General features: G+C 68.8%; 15 protein-coding genes. 8 read left to right on the top strand and 7 right to left on the bottom strand.

Annotated elements, in window-relative coordinates; translation table 11 throughout:
* Nucleotides 1-24: 24 nt before the first annotated feature.
* From mmsB to AC5WS8_RS05075, 6 genes are all read right to left on the bottom strand, one after another.
* Entirely contained in the window at nucleotides 25-1,269 is a 1,245-nt protein-coding gene (gene mmsB, locus AC5WS8_RS05100) for a multiple monosaccharide ABC transporter permease (protein WP_496102067.1), read from the bottom strand.
* Nucleotides 1,266-2,816, bottom strand: coding sequence for a multiple monosaccharide ABC transporter ATP-binding protein (gene mmsA / locus AC5WS8_RS05095; protein ID WP_496102066.1), 1,551 nt, complete (start codon nucleotides 2,814-2,816; stop codon nucleotides 1,266-1,268). The genes mmsB and mmsA overlap by 4 nt, the downstream gene beginning before the upstream one ends.
* A gap of 45 nt (nucleotides 2,817-2,861) precedes the next feature.
* Nucleotides 2,862-3,971 (bottom strand): multiple monosaccharide ABC transporter substrate-binding protein, encoded by a 1,110-nt coding sequence (chvE, locus tag AC5WS8_RS05090; RefSeq protein ID WP_496102065.1) that lies wholly within the window; start codon nucleotides 3,969-3,971, stop codon nucleotides 2,862-2,864.
* A gap of 126 nt (nucleotides 3,972-4,097) precedes the next feature.
* Nucleotides 4,098-5,063, bottom strand: a complete 966-nt coding sequence (locus AC5WS8_RS05085) for a hypothetical protein (protein WP_496102064.1) — start codon at nucleotides 5,061-5,063, stop codon at nucleotides 4,098-4,100.
* A 124-nt stretch (nucleotides 5,064-5,187) separates the two neighbouring features.
* A complete protein-coding gene (locus AC5WS8_RS05080; RefSeq protein WP_496102063.1) occupies nucleotides 5,188-6,192 on the bottom strand; it encodes a zinc-dependent alcohol dehydrogenase in 1,005 nt (334 codons plus the stop codon).
* Nucleotides 6,189-7,352, bottom strand: a complete 1,164-nt coding sequence (locus AC5WS8_RS05075; protein ID WP_496102062.1) for a mandelate racemase/muconate lactonizing enzyme family protein — start codon at nucleotides 7,350-7,352, stop codon at nucleotides 6,189-6,191. Before AC5WS8_RS05075 ends, AC5WS8_RS05080 begins: the two co-directional genes overlap by 4 nt.
* A gap of 306 nt (nucleotides 7,353-7,658) precedes the next feature.
* Here AC5WS8_RS05075 and AC5WS8_RS05070 point away from each other — a divergent pair, with 306 nt between their 5' ends.
* The 6 genes from AC5WS8_RS05070 to yjfF all read left to right on the top strand — a co-directional run bounded on the left by AC5WS8_RS05070 (nucleotide 7,659) and on the right by yjfF (nucleotide 14,828).
* Nucleotides 7,659-8,453, top strand: coding sequence for an SCO2400 family protein (locus tag AC5WS8_RS05070; protein ID WP_496102061.1), 795 nt, complete (start codon nucleotides 7,659-7,661; stop codon nucleotides 8,451-8,453).
* Nucleotides 8,454-8,918: 465 nt separating this feature from the next.
* Nucleotides 8,919-9,935 carry a LacI family DNA-binding transcriptional regulator gene (locus tag AC5WS8_RS05065; RefSeq protein WP_496102412.1) on the top strand — a complete coding sequence of 339 codons (1,017 nt, stop codon included), beginning with the start codon at nucleotides 8,919-8,921 and terminating at the stop codon, nucleotides 9,933-9,935.
* 137 nt (nucleotides 9,936-10,072) lie between these two features.
* Nucleotides 10,073-11,077 (top strand): ABC transporter substrate-binding protein, encoded by a 1,005-nt coding sequence (locus AC5WS8_RS05060; RefSeq protein ID WP_496102060.1) that lies wholly within the window; start codon nucleotides 10,073-10,075, stop codon nucleotides 11,075-11,077.
* Nucleotides 11,078-11,173: 96 nt separating this feature from the next.
* Nucleotides 11,174-12,712, top strand: a complete 1,539-nt coding sequence (locus tag AC5WS8_RS05055) for a sugar ABC transporter ATP-binding protein (protein WP_496102059.1) — start codon at nucleotides 11,174-11,176, stop codon at nucleotides 12,710-12,712.
* The gene (locus AC5WS8_RS05050) at nucleotides 12,709-13,806 is read left to right on the top strand and encodes an ABC transporter permease (protein ID WP_496102058.1); all 1,098 of its coding nucleotides are present in this window, start codon (nucleotides 12,709-12,711) and stop codon (nucleotides 13,804-13,806) included. The genes AC5WS8_RS05055 and AC5WS8_RS05050 overlap by 4 nt, the downstream gene beginning before the upstream one ends.
* The gene (gene yjfF / locus AC5WS8_RS05045) at nucleotides 13,806-14,828 is read left to right on the top strand and encodes a galactofuranose ABC transporter, permease protein YjfF (RefSeq protein ID WP_496102057.1); all 1,023 of its coding nucleotides are present in this window, start codon (nucleotides 13,806-13,808) and stop codon (nucleotides 14,826-14,828) included. Before AC5WS8_RS05050 ends, yjfF begins: the two co-directional genes overlap by 1 nt.
* A gap of 115 nt (nucleotides 14,829-14,943) precedes the next feature.
* Here the strand turns inward: yjfF and AC5WS8_RS05040 are convergent, their stop codons facing one another.
* Nucleotides 14,944-15,396 (bottom strand): MarR family winged helix-turn-helix transcriptional regulator, encoded by a 453-nt coding sequence (locus AC5WS8_RS05040; RefSeq protein WP_496102056.1) that lies wholly within the window; start codon nucleotides 15,394-15,396, stop codon nucleotides 14,944-14,946.
* 89 nt (nucleotides 15,397-15,485) lie between these two features.
* On the opposite strand from AC5WS8_RS05040, the gene AC5WS8_RS05035 reads away from it, so the two are divergent.
* The gene (locus AC5WS8_RS05035; protein WP_496102055.1) at nucleotides 15,486-16,484 is read left to right on the top strand and encodes an NADP-dependent oxidoreductase; all 999 of its coding nucleotides are present in this window, start codon (nucleotides 15,486-15,488) and stop codon (nucleotides 16,482-16,484) included.
* A gap of 292 nt (nucleotides 16,485-16,776) precedes the next feature.
* A complete protein-coding gene (locus tag AC5WS8_RS05030; protein WP_496102054.1) occupies nucleotides 16,777-17,571 on the top strand; it encodes an EI24 domain-containing protein in 795 nt (264 codons plus the stop codon).
* The last annotated feature ends 276 nt before the right edge of the window (nucleotides 17,572-17,847 follow it).

The following is a 17,847-nucleotide window of genomic DNA, read 5'->3' as shown; positions in this document are numbered from 1 at the left end:
CTTTCGGCGGTGGCCCTTACCGGCTCACGAACCGGACTTGCGCTTGTTCCACACGTCGAAGCCGACGGCCACCAGGAGGGCCAGGCCCTTGATGACCTGCTGCCAGTCGGTGCCGACGCTGAGGAGGTTCATGCCGTTGTTCAGCACACCGAGCACGAGACCACCGATGATCGCGCCGAGGACCGTACCGACACCGCCGCTCATGGACGCGCCACCGATGAAGGAAGAGGCGATCGCCTCGAGCTCGAAGTTCACCCCCGCCTTCGGCGAGGCCGCGTTCAGGCGGGCGGCGACCACCAGACCCGCCAGGGCCGCGAGCACGCCCATGTTCAGGAACACCTGGAAGGTGACCCGCTTGTCCTTCACGCCGGACAGCTTCGCGGCCGGCAGGTTGCCGCCGATCGCGTAGATGTGACGGCCGAAGACCGCGTTGCGCATGACGTAGCCGTAACCGACCACCAGGACACCGAGGACGATGAGGATGATCGGTGCCCCCTGGTAGCTGGCCAGCAGCATCGTGAGGGCCAGGATCGCGGCGACGATCGCGACGATCTTCAGCGCGAACAGCCGCGCGGGCAGCACGTCGAGGGAGAACTCCTGCTGGCGACGCCGGTCGCGCACCTCCTGCCACACCACGGCGGCGATCATGACGAGGCCGAGCAGCAGCGTGAGGTTGTGGTAGTTGGTGTTCGGGCCGACCTCGGGCAGGAAGCCGTTGCCGAGCTTCTGCAGCCCGTCGGGGAACGGACCGAGGGTCTGCCCCTTGAGCAGGATCTCCGTCAGACCGCGGAAGAGCAGCATGCCCGCGAGCGTGACGATGAACGACGGTATGCCGAGATACGCGATGAGGCATCCCTGCACGGCGCCCGCCACCGCACCCACCAGCAGGCACAGCACGAGCGCGATGGGCCAGGCCACGCTGTGCTGCACCGTCAGCACGGCCGCGAACGCGCCCACGAACGCCGTCAGCGAGCCGACCGAGAGGTCGATGTGCCCGGCGATGATGACCAGCATCATGCCGATCGCGAGGATCAGGATGTAGCTGTTCTGCAGCACCAGGTTGGAGACGTTGCGCGGCAGCAGCAGGTCGCCGCCGGTCCAGACCTGGAACAGGACGACGATCAGGCCGAGCGCGATCAGCATGCCGTACTGCCGCATGTTGCGGCGCAGGCCCTTCAGCATCAGCTGGAGCAGGCCCTCGCCGGTGGCCGATCCGCTCTTGCCCGGCGGCGCCGGGGCCGGGGTCCTGGCGGTCACATCGGTGCTCATCGGGTTACCTCTTTGTCCTTCGTCATCTGGCGCATCAGCACTTCCTGCGTGGCCTCGGCCCGCGGAACCTCGCCCGTCAGCCTTCCTGCGGCCATGGTGTAGATGCGGTCGCACATGCCGAGCAGCTCGGGCAGCTCGGAGGAGATGAAGACGACCGCCTTGCCCTGCGCGGCCAGTTGGTCGATGACCGTGTAGATCTCGTACTTGGCGCCCACGTCGATGCCGCGGGTGGGTTCGTCCAGGATCAGCACGTCCGGGCCCGCGAAGATCCACTTGCTGAGGACGACCTTCTGCTGGTTCCCGCCCGACAGCTTGCCCACCGGCTCGAAGACGGTCGGCGCCTTGATGTTCATGGACTTGCGGAAGCCCTCGGCGACCTGCCGCTCCTGGTGCTCGTCGACCACGCCGCGCTTGGCGACCTTGTACAGGGCGGTCAACGAGACGTTCCGGTTGATGGTGTCGATCAGGTTGAGGCCGTAGTGCTTGCGGTCCTCGGTGACGTAGGCGATGCCGTGCCGGACCGCATCGGCGACGGTCTTCGTCCGGATCTCCTTGCCGTCCTTGAGGACCGTGCCGCCCGCGTAACGGCCGTAGGCCCGCCCGAAGACGTTCATGGCCAGCTCGGTACGGCCGGCGCCCATCAGCCCCGCGATCCCGACGATCTCCCCGCGGCGCACCTGGATCGACACGTCGTCGACGACCTTGCGCTGCTGGTCGATCGGGTGGAACACGGTCCAGTTGCGGATCTCCAGCGCCGGGGCCGCGCCCTCCTCGGCCTGGTGCGGAGTGCGGTCGGGGAAGCGGTTGTCGAGGTCGCGGCCGACCATGCCGGCGATGATCCGCTCCTCGGTCGTCTCCGGCGCCTTCACGTCGAGCGTCTCGATGGTGCGCCCGTCGCGCAGGATCGTCACCGAGTCGGCGACCTTGCGGATCTCGTTCAGCTTGTGGGAGATGATGATCGAGGTGATGCCCTGCTTCTTCAACTCCAGGATCAGATCGAGGAGCTTGCCGCTGTCCTCGTCGTTCAGCGCCGCCGTCGGCTCATCGAGGATGAGCAGCTTCACGGACTTCGACAGCGCCTTCGCGATCTCCACGAGCTGCTGCTTGCCCACGCCGATGTCGGCGATCCGGGTCTCCGGGTGCTCGTCGAGGCCGACGCGGCTCAGCAGTTCGGTGGCGTGCTGGAGGGTGTCGTTCCAGTCGATGAACCCGCGCGTGGCGTGTTCGTTGCCGAGGAAGATGTTCTCGGCGATGGAGAGAAACGGCACCAGCGCCAGCTCCTGGTGGATGATCACAATGCCGTGCTGCTCGCTCGCCCGGATGTCCTTGAAGCCGCAGACCTCTCCCTCGAAGAGGATCTCCCCCTCGTAACTTCCGTGGGGGTGGACGCCGGAGAGGACCTTCATGAGGGTCGACTTGCCGGCGCCGTTCTCCCCGCAGATGGCGTGGACCTCGCCCTGGCGGACGGTCAGGTTGACGTCCGACAGCGCCTTGACGCCGGGAAAGGTCTTGACGATCGAGCGCATTTCCAGGACGGGTCCCGCCATGGTCGTGCCTTCCAGTCGTGTGCGGTCGGTGAGGGTGTGCGCCGGTTACTTGAGCTGGGCGTCGGTGTAGTAGCCGCCCTTGACCAGCACGTCCTCGTAGTTCGACTTGTCGACGCTCACCGGCTGCAGCAGGTAGGCGGGGACGACCTTGGTGCCGTTGTTGTAGGTCTTGGTGTCGTTGACCTGCGGCGTCTTGCCGTTGAGGACGTCGTCGACCATGGTCGCGGCGACCTTGGCGAGCTGGCGGGTGTCCTTGTAGACGGTCTGCGTCTGCTGCCCGGCGATGATCGACTTCACCGAGGCCAGCTCGGCGTCCTGGCCGGTGATGACCGGCAGCGGCTTGTTCGCGGAGCCGTAGCCGTCCGACTTCAGCGCGGACAGGATGCCGATGGAGATGCCGTCGTAGGGCGAGAGGACCGCGTCGACCTTGCCGCTCTTGTAGGCGGAGGTGAGGATGTCCTCCATGCGCTTCTGCGCGGTGGTGCCGTCCCAGCGCAGGGTGGTGACCTGGTTGAGCTGGGTCTGGCCGGACTTGACGACCAGTTCCTTCTTGTCGATGTACGGCTGCAGCACGCTCATCGCGCCGTTGAAGAAGTACTTGGTGTTGTTGTCGTCGTTCGAGCCGGCGAACAGCTCGATGTTGAACGGCCCCTTCCTGCCCTTGTCCAGACCGAGCTTCTGCACGATGTACGTGCCCTGCAGCACGCCGACCTTCTCGTTGTCGAACGAGGCGTAGTAGTCGACGTTCTTGGTGCCGAGGATCAGGCGGTCGTAGGCGATGACCGGGATCTTCGCCTGGGCGGCCTGCTGGAGGACGTTGTTCAGCGACTTGTTGTCGATGGCCGCGATGATCAGGCCCTTGACGCCCTGGGTGATCAGGTTCTCGATCTGCGAGACCTGGGTGTCGGGGTCGTCCTCGCCGTAGACCAGCTTGGTCTTGTAGCCCGCGGCCTGGAGGTTCTTGACGACGTTGTTGCCGTCGTTGATCCAGCGCTCGGAGGACTTCGTCGGCATCGCGATGCCGATGGTTCCGCCCTTGGCGCTGCCCGCCTTCTCCTTGCTGCCGCCCTCCCCGCTCTGGCCGCAGGCCGACAGGGTGAGAGCGAGGGAGGCGGCTCCGGCTATCGCGGTGAGAGCGGCTCTGCGAGTGCGCATGGTGATCAGTCCTTGGTGTGCGGGGCGGTTCGGCCAGGCGGATGTTGTGCGGTCTGTCGACCGAGAAGGGATGCGTGGGATTCTGCGCGGGTCTGTCGGCTGGTGTGAAGCCGAGTTTCCGGAACGTTATGACGGAACGTCGAACCGGCTGAGCGGCCCCGGCAGCCGCGAACCGAGCGGCGCCATGTCGCCGTCCGCTCCGTGGCGTGCCAGCAGGTCGAGAGCCAGCCGGCCGCGGCGTACCCGTTCCTTGGCGGTGGCCAGGGTCAGCTCCCGCAGGTGGTTTCCGTACGGGTAGATTCCGGGCGCCTTGGACAGGCCGAACTTCAGGTAGAGCGGCGCGCCGCGTCTGATCAGTTCGGCGACCTCGTACATGCGGACGTAGCCGCCGAGGTCGTCCGGGGCCTCGATGTACATGTCCATCGGTGCCCCGGAAACCCTGCGGATCTCGGTGAGGTGATCCAGCGTGAGGTCGCTGGGCACGTTGATCGAGTCGGCGCCCAGGCGCTCGTACACGGCGTACGCCGCCGGATTGACCGGACCGATCAGCGCCGACACCTTGAGCGTGGTGTCGGCCGGGACGATGCCCTTCTCGCGGGCCTGGTGCAGCGTCCACAGCACGCCCTCGTCGGCGACGAGCAGGCACTTGACGCCGAGTTCGGTCGCCCGGACGGCGTCCTCGACACAACCGGCGACCGCGTCGTGGCCACGCGCCCTGAGGCCGGCGCCCCGCGAGTCGGTGCGGACCGAGGCGCCGATGTCCCATGTGCCACGCGGGCCCGTGAACAGGCAGAGCTCGATGTCACGCTCGGCCGTGGCCTCCACCATCTCGGTGATCTCGGCGTCGGTCAGCATCCATACGCCGGAGCCCTGGCTGATCCGGTGGATCGGCACATCGAGCCGGGACGACTCCTTGAGGACCACCGCGAGCGCCTCGGGCCCCTCGCACGAGGGGATCTCGGTGCGCCAGCGGCCGCCCTCGGGGAAGGTGTGCGGCGAGGCGTCGGCGGGAGAGGGGTCGGGCGCACGCAGGCCGAGCGCGGCGAGCGCCTGCTCACCGGGCCTGCGGGCTGCAGCAGCGGAGTCGGTCACAAGGAGTCCTTCATGTTCGGGATATCGGACGAAGTTCGCGGCGCAGGGTGCGGGTGGCCGGGGTGGTACACCGGTACGGAACTGGTCAGGCAGCCCCGTACCGGCGTACGACTGGGGGTGGAGGTCAGGGCCGGAGCAGGACCTTGCCCACCTTCGGATCGCCGGACCCCACCAGCTCGATGGCCTGCGGGAACTCGGCGAGCGGCAACTCGTGCGTGACCAGCGGCGAGGGGTCGAGCAGCCCCGCGCCGAAGACCCGCACCGTGTGCGCCCAGGCGTCCGGCGGCGCACCGAACACGGTGTGCACCTCCAGCTGCCGTACGACGAGATCGGTGGGGTCGAGGCCCTCCGCGCCCGGCGCCGGGATGCCCGTCAGGACGAGACGCCCGCCGCGCCTGAGCAGTGAGGCGGCGGTGCGCGCGGCGGACGCGGACCCGGCGGTCTCGATGACGACGTCGAAGTCGTCGGGGAGCTCCTGGTCCTTGGTGCGGAAGTCCGTGGCGCCGAACGTCCGTGACAGCGCCTCACGGTCGTTCCGGGTGCCCACCACCAGCAGCTCCGCCGGGGAGATCGCCTTGAGGAATTGCACCGCGAACATGCCCAGCGTGCCCGTGCCGACGACCGCGACGCGCTCGCCGGGCTGTGCGTTCCCCTTCAGCGCGGCGGCCGCGACGCAGGCGGCCGGCTCCAGCAGGGCGGCGGCGGTGAGATCCGCGTCGTCCGGCAGGATGTGCAGCAGGCGGGCCGGGAGCGTGAGGGTGGTGGCCATCGCGCCCGGCTGGGTGAAGCCCGTCTCCTCGTACCCCGAGGTGCACAGGGTCGTCTCGCCCGCGTGGCAACGGTCGCAGACCTGGCAGTTGCGGAAGCCCTCACCCACGGTCTTGCGGCCGACGAGCGTCCCGGGTACACCCGCTCCGACCGCCTGCACCGTGCCCGACCACTCGTGGCCGGGCACGAGGGGGTAGCGGACGTAGCCCTCGGGCCGGTTGCCCTGGTAGACCTCGCGGTCGCTTCCGCAGATGCCCACGGCGTGCACGCGCACCAGGGCCTCGCCCGGACCGGGGTCGCGCGGCGTGCGGGACTCGAGCCGGTGCACGCCCGGGGCCTCGACGACGACAGCGGTGCTCACTGCCCGTCCTTCGGGTTCCGCTTCTCCCAGCCCTCGGCCCACAGGTCGAAGTGGGCCCGCTGCTGCGGGAACTCGGCCGCCGCGTCGGTGTCCAGTTCGACACCGAGCCCCGGGGCGTCGGAGATGTGGAAGCAGCCGTCCTCCGGGTCCACCTGCGGAGCCCCCTTGATCACCTTCTTGATCTCCGCGTCCGCGAAGTCGTTGAAGTGCTCGAGGATCTTGAAGTTCGGTGTGGTGAAGCCGACCTGGAGGGAGGCGGCGGTGAGTACCGAGCCGCCCACGTTGTGCGGGGCCACCAGCATGTAGTGCGTCTCGGCGGTCGCGGCCAGCTTCCGCGTCTCCCAGATGCCGCCGATGTGGCCGAGATCGGGCTGGATGATGTCCACGGCCTGGCTGTCGAACAGCTCGCGGAACTCGATGCGGTCGTGGATGCGCTCGCCCGTGGCGACCGGCATGTCGACCTTGGCGGCGACCTTCTCGAGCGCCTTGAGGTTCTCCGGCGGAACAGGCTCCTCCAGCCAGGCGGGCTTGAAGGGTGCCAGCTCCTTGGCGAGCCGCACGGCGGTCGCGGGGGAGAAGCGGCCGTGCATCTCCAGCATCAGCTCGGCGTCCGGCCCGATGGCGTCGCGCACAGCTTCGATGAGGGAGACCGCGTACATGGTCTGCTCATGGTCGAGTTCGAAGTGGCCGGTACCGAAGGGGTCGATCTTGAGGGCCCGGTACCCGCGCTCCATGACCCCCTGGGCGGCCTTGTGATAGGCCTCCGGAGTCCGCTCGGTGGTGTACCACCCGTTCGCGTAGGCCTTGACCTTGTCGGTGACCCTGCCGCCGAGCAGCTGCCAGACGGGCACCCCGAGGGCCTTGCCCTTGATGTCCCAGCAGGCCATCTCGACCACGGCGATGCCGGACATCACGATCTCACCGGCGCGCCCGTAGTCGCCGTACTTCATACGGCGTACCAGGTCCTCGACAGCGAACGGGTCCGAGCCGAGAATGTGATTGACCTCGGCCTCTCTCAGGTAGCCGATCAGCGCGTCGGTGTGCCCCAGCATGCGGGTCTCGCCGATGCCCGTGATGCCCTCGTCGGTGTGCACCTGGACGTACGTCAGATTCCGCCAGGGGGTCCCGACCACGTGTGTGCTGATTCCGGTGATGCGCACGGAAATCGCCTTTCAGCTGTTCGAGATTTCGGCACTCGTTCGAAATGCTGGCCAGACAGTAAGTTTGGCGTGGCGGGAGTGTCAATGGGGCGAACGAGTAACGGTGTCGATACTTTCCCGGGCCTGTTATGTGGTGGCATCAGGGGGATGGCCGAGGATGCCGGGGTTGCCGGGGGGATGGCGCGAGATGGCGTGGAATGTGGAGTACCGGTATCAAGTCGCCGCGCGGGAACGGCCTGTTTCCCACACAACTTTCACAGGCACTCCCAGAAACGTCACCGACGGGGGACCTAGTCTTCCCGCGTCATGGACTTCTGCCACCCGTGCCGACGGCACCTCAATGGCGCCCTCGCCTGCCCGGGGTGCGGCACAGCAGTCGAAGAACTCCGCGCGTACGCGGAGGAAGCGGATGTGTCCGTGCAGTCGGACAGCGCCGTCGAGCCGTACGGCAACGAGGGCTCCGGCAGCCCCGACCGGCACGCGCACGGTCCCGACGACGGAGGTGTGCCGCAGGGGCGGGCGGCCAGGCGCCGGGCGCAGGGGCGCCGGCGGGAGCCTGGGCCAGAAGCCGATGAGGAGACGACCGGACCGGCCGGCGGTGGCAGTGCAAGTCGTCGTGACCGCAAGGCCGCGGCCCACCGGCGGCGCCGTCGGCGCACCCTCCTGATCACCGCGGGCTTCGTCCTCGCGGCGGCCGGTCTGAGCCTCGCGGAACTCGGCGTCGACGCGCCCTTCGCCGCCTCCAGGCCCCCGGCGGCCGGGGGTGCGAACACCGGGGGCGGTACGTCGTCGGAGGCGCAGAAGACGGCGCGGCCGGCACGGTCGCCGGACCGCCCGACGAGCAAGGGCACCCGCTCGACGTCTCCGAACCCCTCGGCGTCCGCATCGGCCTCGAAGTCCCCCTCGCCCTCCGCGTCCCACAGCGCCGGCGGCGAGGCCACCCGGTCGGCGACCGCGGGCGCTTCACCGGTCATGCCGACGGAGGGTCCGACGACGACGCACCCGGCCGGGACGGGCGGGCCGACGGCGCGTCCCACGACGTCGAACCCGGATCCCTCGCCGTCCCGGACGTGTACGCGCTTCCTGTGGTGGTGCACGTAGGGCGAGGGGGACTCCGAGGCGGCTTGCCTGTCGCCCTCGCGCCGCGAACGTCCCCGGCGTGGCCGCGTCGGCGTGTTCCCGTCGCTGTGGCGTGGGCGAGGCGCCGCTCCCGACGACGGGTGGCCGGGAGGCCGCCCCGGGGCTCGGGCCGGGGCGGATGCGCCGCCGCCAGGCGCGTTACTCAACCGTGAACGACGATATGGTGCAGCCCCCTTGACTCCCGTGAATTGTTAACGCTCACAATAGCCCCCGCATTCACCAGTCAGCGGTCGACGCAGGACGGAAGGTACGAGCGTCGTGTCCACAGCGCCCCAACCCGCCCTTCCGACCGGCGTCGTCGGGCTTTTTGGAACCGCGGAGTGAAGCCCGCGGCGCGGCGGCAACCGCCCACATCGCAGGACTTACCGGCAGACGAGCGCCAGGGGAGGTGTGGTCGTGCCAGACGGTGAACTTCGACCGCCCACCATGGCGGACGTGGCGCGCGTGGCCGGTGTGTCCCACCAGACCGTGTCCCGTGTGCTGGGGGACCACCCCCACGTCCGGGACGCGACACGGGTCAGGGTGCTGCGCGCGATCGAGGAGATGGGCTATCGCCGCAACTCCTCCGCACGGGCCCTGGTGACCCGGCGCACCCGGACGCTGGGTGCGGTCGCCTCCGACACCACCCTCTACGGACCGGCCAGCACGCTGTTCGCGCTCGAAGAGGCGGCGCGCGCCGAGGGATATCTCGTCTCGACGGTCAGCCTGCGCAAGCTGACCATGGAGACGCTCTCCGAAGCCATGGACCACCTCAGCGAGGGCGGAGTGGAAGGAGTGGTCGCCATCGCTCCGCAGCAGTCGGCGGTGGACGCTCTTGCCGAACTCCGTTATCCCTTCCCGGTGGTGGTCGTCGGCAGCGCGCCGGGCGTCGACATCCCCCGCGTCAGCGTGGACCAGCACCTGGGAGCGACGCTGGCCACCAGTCACCTGCTGGCCGCCGGCCACCGCACGGTCTGGCACCTCGCCGGGCCCGAGGACTGGCAGGAGGCGGCCGACCGGGCCGCCGGTTGGCGGGCGACCCTGGCGGCGGCGGGCGTCGACGCGCCCGAGCCGCTGCGCGGCGACTGGAGTCCGCTGTCGGGTTACCGCGCAGGCCAGGAACTGGCCGGCTGGGCGGGCCGAGGGCTGACCGCCGTCTTCGTGGCCAACGACCAGATGGCACTGGGAGTGTTGCGGGCCCTGCGTGAGGCGGGGATCCGAACGCCCCAGGACGTCGCGGTGGTCGGTTTCGACGACATCCCGGAGTCGGAGTTCTACGCTCCCCCTCTCACCACCGTTCGGCAGGACTTCTCGGCGGTGGGCAAGCGCGGCATCGCGCTGCTCCTGGAGTTGATCGAGGGCCGGCCGCCGGCCACCACGGCCCGGATCACGATCGAACCCCAACTCGTCGTCCGCGCCAGCACTTTCCCGTACGCCGCTCGAACGGAGGGCGTACCCCACTGACCGACCGGTCGACCGCACCGCGCAGTGGTGTGGCCGATATCTCGAACAATGATCGACAGGCTGGACGCACCGCGGCCGGCCCCCCTCCAGCACCAGCGGGTCCCAACCCCCGGGTCGGCTCTTCGAAGGAGAAGAACATGCTCAACAGAAGGAACTTCCTCACGGCGGCGGTCGGCGTGGCGGCCGCGGGCGGCCTTGCGGCCTGCGCCAAGAAGGACGACAGTTCCTCCGGCTCCTCCGGGGGCGGCAGCAAGACGATCACCCTCGGCTTCTCCCAGGTCGGTTCGGAGAGCGGCTGGCGCAGCGCCAACACCACCTCGGTGAAGGACGCGGCCAAGGCGGCGGGTTACCACCTCAAGTTCTCCGACGCCCAGCAGAAGCAGGAGAACCAGATCTCCGCGATCCGCAGCTACATCGCGCAGAAGGTGGACGTCATCGCCTTCTCGCCGGTGGTCGTCACCGGCTGGGACGCGGTGCTCAAGGAGGCCAAGGCCGCGAAGATCCCGGTGGTTCTCACCGACCGCTCGGTGCAGACCTCCGACGACTCCCTGTACGTGACCCTGGTCGGCTCCGACTTCACCGACGAGGGCCGCCGTGCCGCGAAGATCCTGGAGAAGGTCCTGCAGAAGGCCGGCCACAAGGGCGTGGTGAAGATCGCCCAGCTGGAGGGCACCACCGGCGCCGCCCCGGCGATCGAGCGTGCCAAGGGCTTCAAGGAGGTCATGGACGCGGAGCACAAGGACGACTGGAAGATCGTCGTCAGCCAGACGGGTGACTTCACCCGCGCCGGCGGCAAGCAGGTCATGGCGGCCTTCCTGCAGTCCAACCCGGACGTCAACGTGCTCTTCGCGCACAACGACGACATGGCCCTCGGCGCCATCCAGTCCATCGAGGCGGCGGGCAAGAAGCCCGGCAAGGACATCCTGATCGTCTCGATCGACGGCGTCCACGACGGCTTCGTCGCCATGTCCCAGGGCAAGATCAACGCCATCGTCGAGTGCAACCCGCTGCTCGGCCCCCAGCTCATGGAGGTCGTGAAGAAGGTTCACGAGGGCCAGCCGGTCGAGCGCTGGATCAAGACCAAGGAGAGCGACTACATGCAGGACCAGGCCGCAGCCGCGCTCCCGAACCGCAAGTACTGACCGACCGCGCCCACCGGCAGGGAGCCTCCGTCCGGCCGAGCCCTCGGTCACGGGGCTCCCTGCGGGCCTGAACCAGTCTCAATGAGGAGCGCTGCCATGGCAGAGCCGCGGCCCGTCCTGGAAATGACGGGCATTGTCAAAGAGTTCCCGGGGGTACGGGCTCTGTCGGACGTCGACTTCCGGCTCTTCCCCGGCGAGATACACGCCCTGATCGGCGAGAACGGCGCGGGCAAGTCCACCTTGATCAAGGTGCTGACGGGGGTCTACTCCCTGGACGGCGGCACGGTCACGCTGGACGGGAAAGCCGTGCGGTTCGGCAGCCCGCTGCAGGCACAGCAGGCCGGCATCAGCACGGTCTACCAGGAGGTCAACCTCTGCCCGAACCTGTCGGTGGCGGAGAACATCTTCGTCGGGCGCGAACCGACCCGTATGGGCCGCATCCAGTGGAAGCGGCTGCGCAAGGAGGCGGCTGAGCTCGTCGATCGGCTCGGCCTCGACATCGACGTCACCGCTCCCCTGTCCTCGTACCCGCTGGCCGTGCAGCAACTGGTCGCGATCGTGCGGTCGGTGGGTACCGGCGACAGCGGCGACGGGGGGCCGGGCACCAAGGTGCTGATCCTCGACGAGCCGACCTCCAGCCTCGACCGGGACGAGGTCCTCGAACTGTTCGCACTGATGCGGCGGTTGAAGGACGCGGGCGTCGCGATTCTGTTCGTCTCGCACTTCCTCGACCAGATCTACGAGGTCTGCGACCGGATGACCGTGCTGCGCAACGGCACCCTCGTCGGCGAGCACATGGTGCGCGAACTCGATCAGGTCGGCCTCGTCCAGCTCATGCTCGGCAAGGCACTGGACCAGCTGGAGGAGCTCCACGACCAGCAACTGCACTCCGACCTCGGCGAGACGCTGCTCCAGGCGGACGGCCTCGGCAGGACCGGTGGCATCGCCCCCTTCGACCTGGAGATCAAGAAGGGCGAGGTGGTCGGACTCGCCGGCCTGCTCGGATCGGGCCGGACCGAACTCGCCCGGTTGCTCTTCGGCGCCGACCAGCCGGACAGCGGCACGGTGTCCATCGGCGGCAAGCGGGTGTCGATGAGCGCTCCCAACGACGCGATCGGCGCCGGCGTCGCGTTCTGTTCCGAGAACCGCAAGACCGAGGGCCTGGTGCCGGATCTCACCGTGCGGGAGAACATCATCCTGGCCCTGCAGGCCTCGCGCGGCTGGATCCGGCCCCTCCCGGTCTCGCAGCGCGACGAACTCGTCGCCAAGTACATCAAGGCGCTGGACATCCGCCCCGCCGATCCCGAGGCCCGGGTCGGACAGCTCAGCGGCGGCAACCAGCAGAAGGTGCTGCTGGCCCGCTGGCTGATCACCCGGCCGAAGCTGCTGATCCTGGACGAGCCGACGCGCGGCATCGACATCGGGGCGAAGGCGGAGATCCAGAAGCTCGTGGTCTCACTCTCCGAGGACGGCATGTCCGTCCTGTACATCGCGGCCGAGCTGGAGGAGGTACTCCGGCTCAGTCACACCATCGGAGTGCTGCGCGACCGCCGGCTGGTGGCGCAGATCGCCAACGGGCCCGAGATCACCACCAGCCGGATCCTGGAGACCATCGCGAGCGGAGAGCACCAGTGACCACCCCTTCCCGATGGCGAGCGCTGACCCAGCACCACCTCTTCTGGCCCGTAGCGGTCCTTGTCGTCCTGCTGCTCGTCAACGTCCCCTTTACGCCCGGCTTCTTCTCCGTCCGGATGTCGGACGGCCACCTGTACGGCAGCCTCGTCTCGATCGTGCTGTTCGGATCGCCCCTCATCCTGGTGGCGGTCGGCATGACCCTGGTCATCGCGACCGGCGGCATCGACCTCTCCGTCGGCGCGGTGGTCGCCATCACCGGAGCGCTGGCCTGCTCGTACATCAGCCACCAGGCCGACCAGAACGCCCTGTCAGGAGTGCTGCTCGCCATGGGCCTGGGCCTGCTGGCCGCGGTCGTCTGCGGTCTGTGGAACGGCTTCCTGGTCGCCAGGATGGGCATCCAGCCGATCATCGCCACGCTGATCATCATGGTCGCCGGTCGCGGTGTCGCCCAGCTGATCAGCGGCGGCCAGATCATCACCGTCAACAGCGACCCGTACAAACTGATCGGCGGCGGCTACTGGCTGACGCTGCCGTTCTCCATCTTCGTGGTGGCCGTGGTCGTGGCCGTCACCGTCGCGCTGACCCGCCGCACGGCACTCGGTCTGCTCGTCGAGTCGGTCGGCGGCAACGCCGAGGCCAGCCGCCTGGTGGGCATCAGGTCCCTGCGCATCAAGATCATGGTGTATGTGTTCTGCGCGCTGTGCGCCGGCATCGCGGGCCTGATGATCAGCTCCAACACCTCGGCAGCGGACGGCAACAACGCCGGCCTGTGGATCGAACTCGACGCGATCCTCGCCGTGGTGATCGGCGGCACCTCGCTCATGGGCGGCCGGTTCTCCGTCGGCGGCACGGTGGTCGGCGCCCTTGTCATCCAGACCCTGACCACCACGATCTACACCATCGGTGTGCCGACCCAGACCAACCTGGTCTTCAAGGCCGCAGTCGTCATCGTCGTCTGCCTGCTGCAGTCCCCGAAGTTCCGCGCCAGGCTGCTCGGCGCCAGGTTCGGCACGAGGGGGAGCGCCACACCGGCCGCGGCCCCGGCGGACACCGCCGCGGCGGCCGACGCCGCTCCCAGGATGGAGGTGTCGTGATGAGCGCGACCACCCAGAGCCCCACGGCGTCGGACAGCCGTACCCCGTCCAGGACCCGGCGCCTGCTCGGTGACCAGCGCCTGCCCGTCGTGGCGACGGCACTGCTCTTCCTCGTGATGTACGGCGTGGGCCTGAGCCGCTACCAGTACTACGGGTTCGCAGAACCGCAGGTCTTCCTGAACCTGTTCATCGACAACGGCTATCTGCTGGTCGCGGCCGTCGGCGCCACCTTCGTCATCCTGTCCGGCGGCATCGACCTGTCCGTCGGCTCGATGATCGGCTTCACGACGATGTTCACGGCCTGGCTGGTGGAGCGCCAGGGGGTGCCGCTGCCGCTCGTGATCCCCATGGCGCTGGGCGTGGGTGCCTTCGGGGGCTTCCTGATGGGCTATGTGATCCACAACTTCGAGATCCAGCCCTTCATCGTGACCCTCGCCGGCCTCTTCCTCTTCCGCGGCCTGTGCCTGGTCATCAGCAAGGAGTCGATCTCCATCAGCGACTCCTCGGTGAGCAGCATGGCCCAGGCGCAGGTGTCGCTGGGGGTGGGCTTCCTGTCGATCGGTGCGATCGTCGCGCTGGTCGTCCTCGCCGTGGCGTTCTACGTCCTGCACTACACGCGCTTCGGGCGCCGGGTGTACGCCATCGGCGGCAGCGAGCAGTCGGCCCTGCTGATGGGTCTTCCGCAGGGCGGCACGAAGATCGCTGTGTACACGGTGAGCGGCTTCTGTTCGGCGCTCGCCGGTCTCCTGTTCACCCTGTACATCCAGTCCGGTGACCCGCTGCACGCCACCGGCATGGAACTCGACGCGATCGCCGCGGTCGTGATCGGCGGCACGCTGCTGACGGGTGGCTCCGGCTACGTGCTGGGAACCCTGTTCGGTGTGCTGGTGCTGGGCCTGATCAAGAGCATCATCCAGTTCGAGGGCACGCTCAGCTCCTGGTGGACGAAGATCGCCACCGGTGTGCTGCTGTGCGTGTTCATCCTGGTCCAGCGGTTCATGACGACCCGTAAGAAGACCTGACCCGAAAGGGACGTTCCCAGTCCGAGCGGTCCGGGGCACCCCGTGCACCGGACCGCTCGTCCGTTTCCGCCCCGGTGGCGCGCGAGGCCGACCGGGCCTGCGGCACCACTCGCTCTCAGTGTCCCCGGGTGCCCGAGGTCAGCATCCGCTGAAGCAGCCCCCGCATCAGGTGGCGCTCCTCCTCGGTGAGCGCGGCCAGGGGCTCTCTGGCGAAGCGCAGTGACTCGCGCAGGCTGCGGGCGACGCGGCGGCCGTCGTCGGTCGCAGCGGCCAGCTTCACCCGGCGGTCCGCCGGGTCCGGGCGGCGTTCGACCAGACCGCGGGACTCCAGGCGGTCGACGATGCCGGTGACGTTCGACGGCTCGCACTTCAGTTTCTGGGCCAGCTTGCGCATCGGCAGCGGCTCCAGCGACAGCAGGCTGAGCAGGCGTGCCTGTGCGCCGGTCAGCGCGTGTTCGCCGGCCGCGGTCTCGTAGTCCTCGTAGAAGCGGGCCACCACCTCGCCGATGAGCTCGACGACTTCCATGGTCAGGGCGTCGGGGCGAGGGATCTTCCGCGGAGTGGCCATGCGCTTCAGGATACCCCGTTACTTGACATGCTGAAATATTCAGGAGCATGGTTGTTTTAGGTACTGAAGTAAATTCGAAAGGCGTAGTCATGATCAACCGCGAATGGCACCTGCTCAGCCGGCCGGTCGGCTGGCCGAAGCCCGAGGACTTCGCCCTGGTCGACACGGAGGTCCCGACGCCGGGCGAGGGCCAGGTGCTGGTGCGGAACAAGTACCTCTCCGTCGACCCGTACATGCGTGGCCGTATGAGTGCCGCCAAGTCCTACGTCGCCCCCTTCGAACTCGGCAAGGTCATGCAGGGCGGAGCGGTCGGCGAGGTCGTGGCCTCCAACGCCGACGGCCTTGCCGTGGGCGATCACGTGCTGCACTTCTTCGGCTGGCGCGAGTACGCGGCGGTGGACGCGAAGAACGCCGTCAAGGTCGACCCCGGGACCGCGCCCCTCTCCACGTACCTGGGCGTCCTCGGCATGACCGGGCTCACCGCCTACGCCGGCCTGCTGCGCACCGCGGCCTTCAAGGCGGGGGACTCCGTCTTCGTCTCCGGTGCCGCGGGCGCCGTCGGCAGCCAGGTCGGCCAGATCGCCAAGCTCAAGGGCGCCTCCCGGGTCATCGGATCCGCGGGCTCGGACGAGAAGGTCGAGCTGCTGCTGGAGGAGTACGGCTTCGACGCCGCCTTCAACTACAAGAACGGCCCCGTGAGCGAGCAGCTCCGTGCCGCCGCCCCCGACGGGATCGACGTCTACTTCGACAACGTCGGCGGCGACCACCTGGAGGCCGCCGTCGGCTCCCTCAACCAGGGTGGCCGCATCGCCGTCTGCGGCATGATCTCCGTCTACAACAACACCGAGCCCGCGCCCGGCCCGAAGAACCTCGCCCGGCTCATCCAGACCCGCGGCCGGATCGAGGGCTTCCTGGTCGGCGACCACTACGACCTCCAGCCGCAGTTCGTGGAGGAGGTCGGAGCCTGGGTGCGCTCCGGCGAGCTCAAGTACCGCGAGACCGTCGTCGAGGGCATCGAGAACAACCTGGAGGCGTTCTTCGGCGTCCTGCGCGGCGACAACGTCGGCAAGATGATCGTCAAGCTCTGACCGGCGGAACACCGCCCGCCGCACCGTGACGCCCGCCGGGCGGAGCTCGTTGCGCACCACGGAGGCCGCACCCCTGGACGTGGGGTGCGGCCTCCGCCACACCGCCCACCCGTCAGCATCGCCGCCTCCGGAAGGCGCGGGCACGGCCCTGCGGTGACGGATGCCCCAACGCGGGACTCGGCGCCCGAACCCGCGCGCACCGCCGAGGCGTTGACGGCCGCGCCGGCCCCGTTGCGTGGTCACGTGGCACCGGCATGACAATCGATGACCTGACCGCCGATAGGGTTTTCCCATGCATGATCTGGGCGCGGGACTCGGCTATCTCCTCAAGGGCCAACGCTGGGTGGCCCGCCACGGCACACAGTACGGCTTCGGCATCCTGCCGGGCCTGATCACCCTCATCCTGTACGCTGCGGCGCTCGTCGCGCTCACCCTGTGGGGGGACGACCTCGTCACCTGGGCCACCCCCTTCGCCGACAGCTGGCCGGACCCCTGGCTCGGACTGTTCCGCGGTTTCCTCACCGTCGTACTGTTCGCCCTCGCCCTCCTCCTCGCGGTCCTCACCTTCACCGCGGTCACCCTCCTCATAGGCCAGCCCTTCTACGAGAACCTCTCGGAGAAGGTCGACCGCGACGTCTCCCCGGACGGCACGGCACCCCGGTCGGACCTGCCCCTCCATCGCGAGATCTGGATATCGGCCCGCGACAGCCTCCGCATCCTCGTACGGGCCACGCTCTGGGGCGTCCTCCTCTTCGCCCTCGGTCTGCTGCCGTTCGTCGGCCAGACCGTCGTCCCGGTCATCGGTTTCCTCGTCACCGGCTTCTTCCTCACCGAGGAACTCACCGCCGTCGCGCTCCAGCGCCGGAGCGTCGAACTCCGCGAGCGTCTCACCCTGTTGCGCTCCCGCAAGCTGCTGGTCTGGGGCTTCGGCACACCCCTCGGCCTCGCCTTCCTCGTCCCGTTCGTCGCCGTCTTCCTGATGCCGGGCGCGGTCGCGGGTGCCACGCTGCTGGCCCGGGACCTGCTGGGGGAGGAGAACGCCCGGGAGGAGGACTCCGAGGCGGAGCGGATCAGCCACCTCCCCTGACGGCCGCCCCCGGCACGTATGCCGCCGCCTTCCGCGAGGCGGCCACGAAGGGAGGGACGCTCTCGCCGGGGCGAGGCGGGGGCCTCCTAGACGGACACCGTGTGAAGGGTTCGTACGAAAACCGGGCCGGACGCCCGATCGCCGGCCACCGGGTCACGACGACGGTTAACGTCTGGGGCGGGACCGAGTCCCCTGACGAACAGCCCCGGTCCGGGACCTGACGGCCGGACCGGGGCTCGTCTCCCGGAGCCCGGGCTGATCCAGGCGAGAGCCCCT

The organism is Streptomyces sp. PTL18 (assembly GCF_059510295.1).
The sequence above is the reverse complement of the archived record's forward strand: the minus strand, read 5'-3'. Positions and strand labels throughout refer to the sequence as shown.

Bases quoted from the DNA above. Each gene is read 5' to 3' on its own strand.
- mmsB (WP_496102067.1), bottom strand. From the start codon at position 1,269: ATGAGCACCGATGTGACCGCCAGGACCCCGGCCCCGGCGCCGCCGGGC.
- mmsA (WP_496102066.1), bottom strand. From the start codon at position 2,816: ATGGCGGGACCCGTCCTGGAAATGCGCTCGATCGTCAAGACCTTTCCC.
- chvE (WP_496102065.1), bottom strand. From the start codon at position 3,971: ATGCGCACTCGCAGAGCCGCTCTCACCGCGATAGCCGGAGCCGCCTCC.
- AC5WS8_RS05070 (WP_496102061.1), top strand. From the start codon at position 7,659: ATGGACTTCTGCCACCCGTGCCGACGGCACCTCAATGGCGCCCTCGCC.
- AC5WS8_RS05065 (WP_496102412.1), top strand. From the start codon at position 8,919: ATGGCGGACGTGGCGCGCGTGGCCGGTGTGTCCCACCAGACCGTGTCC.
- AC5WS8_RS05060 (WP_496102060.1), top strand. From the start codon at position 10,073: ATGCTCAACAGAAGGAACTTCCTCACGGCGGCGGTCGGCGTGGCGGCC.
- AC5WS8_RS05055 (WP_496102059.1), top strand. From the start codon at position 11,174: ATGGCAGAGCCGCGGCCCGTCCTGGAAATGACGGGCATTGTCAAAGAG.
- yjfF (WP_496102057.1), top strand. From the start codon at position 13,806: ATGAGCGCGACCACCCAGAGCCCCACGGCGTCGGACAGCCGTACCCCG.
- AC5WS8_RS05040 (WP_496102056.1), bottom strand. From the start codon at position 15,396: ATGGCCACTCCGCGGAAGATCCCTCGCCCCGACGCCCTGACCATGGAA.
- AC5WS8_RS05035 (WP_496102055.1), top strand. From the start codon at position 15,486: ATGATCAACCGCGAATGGCACCTGCTCAGCCGGCCGGTCGGCTGGCCG.
- AC5WS8_RS05030 (WP_496102054.1), top strand. From the start codon at position 16,777: ATGCATGATCTGGGCGCGGGACTCGGCTATCTCCTCAAGGGCCAACGC.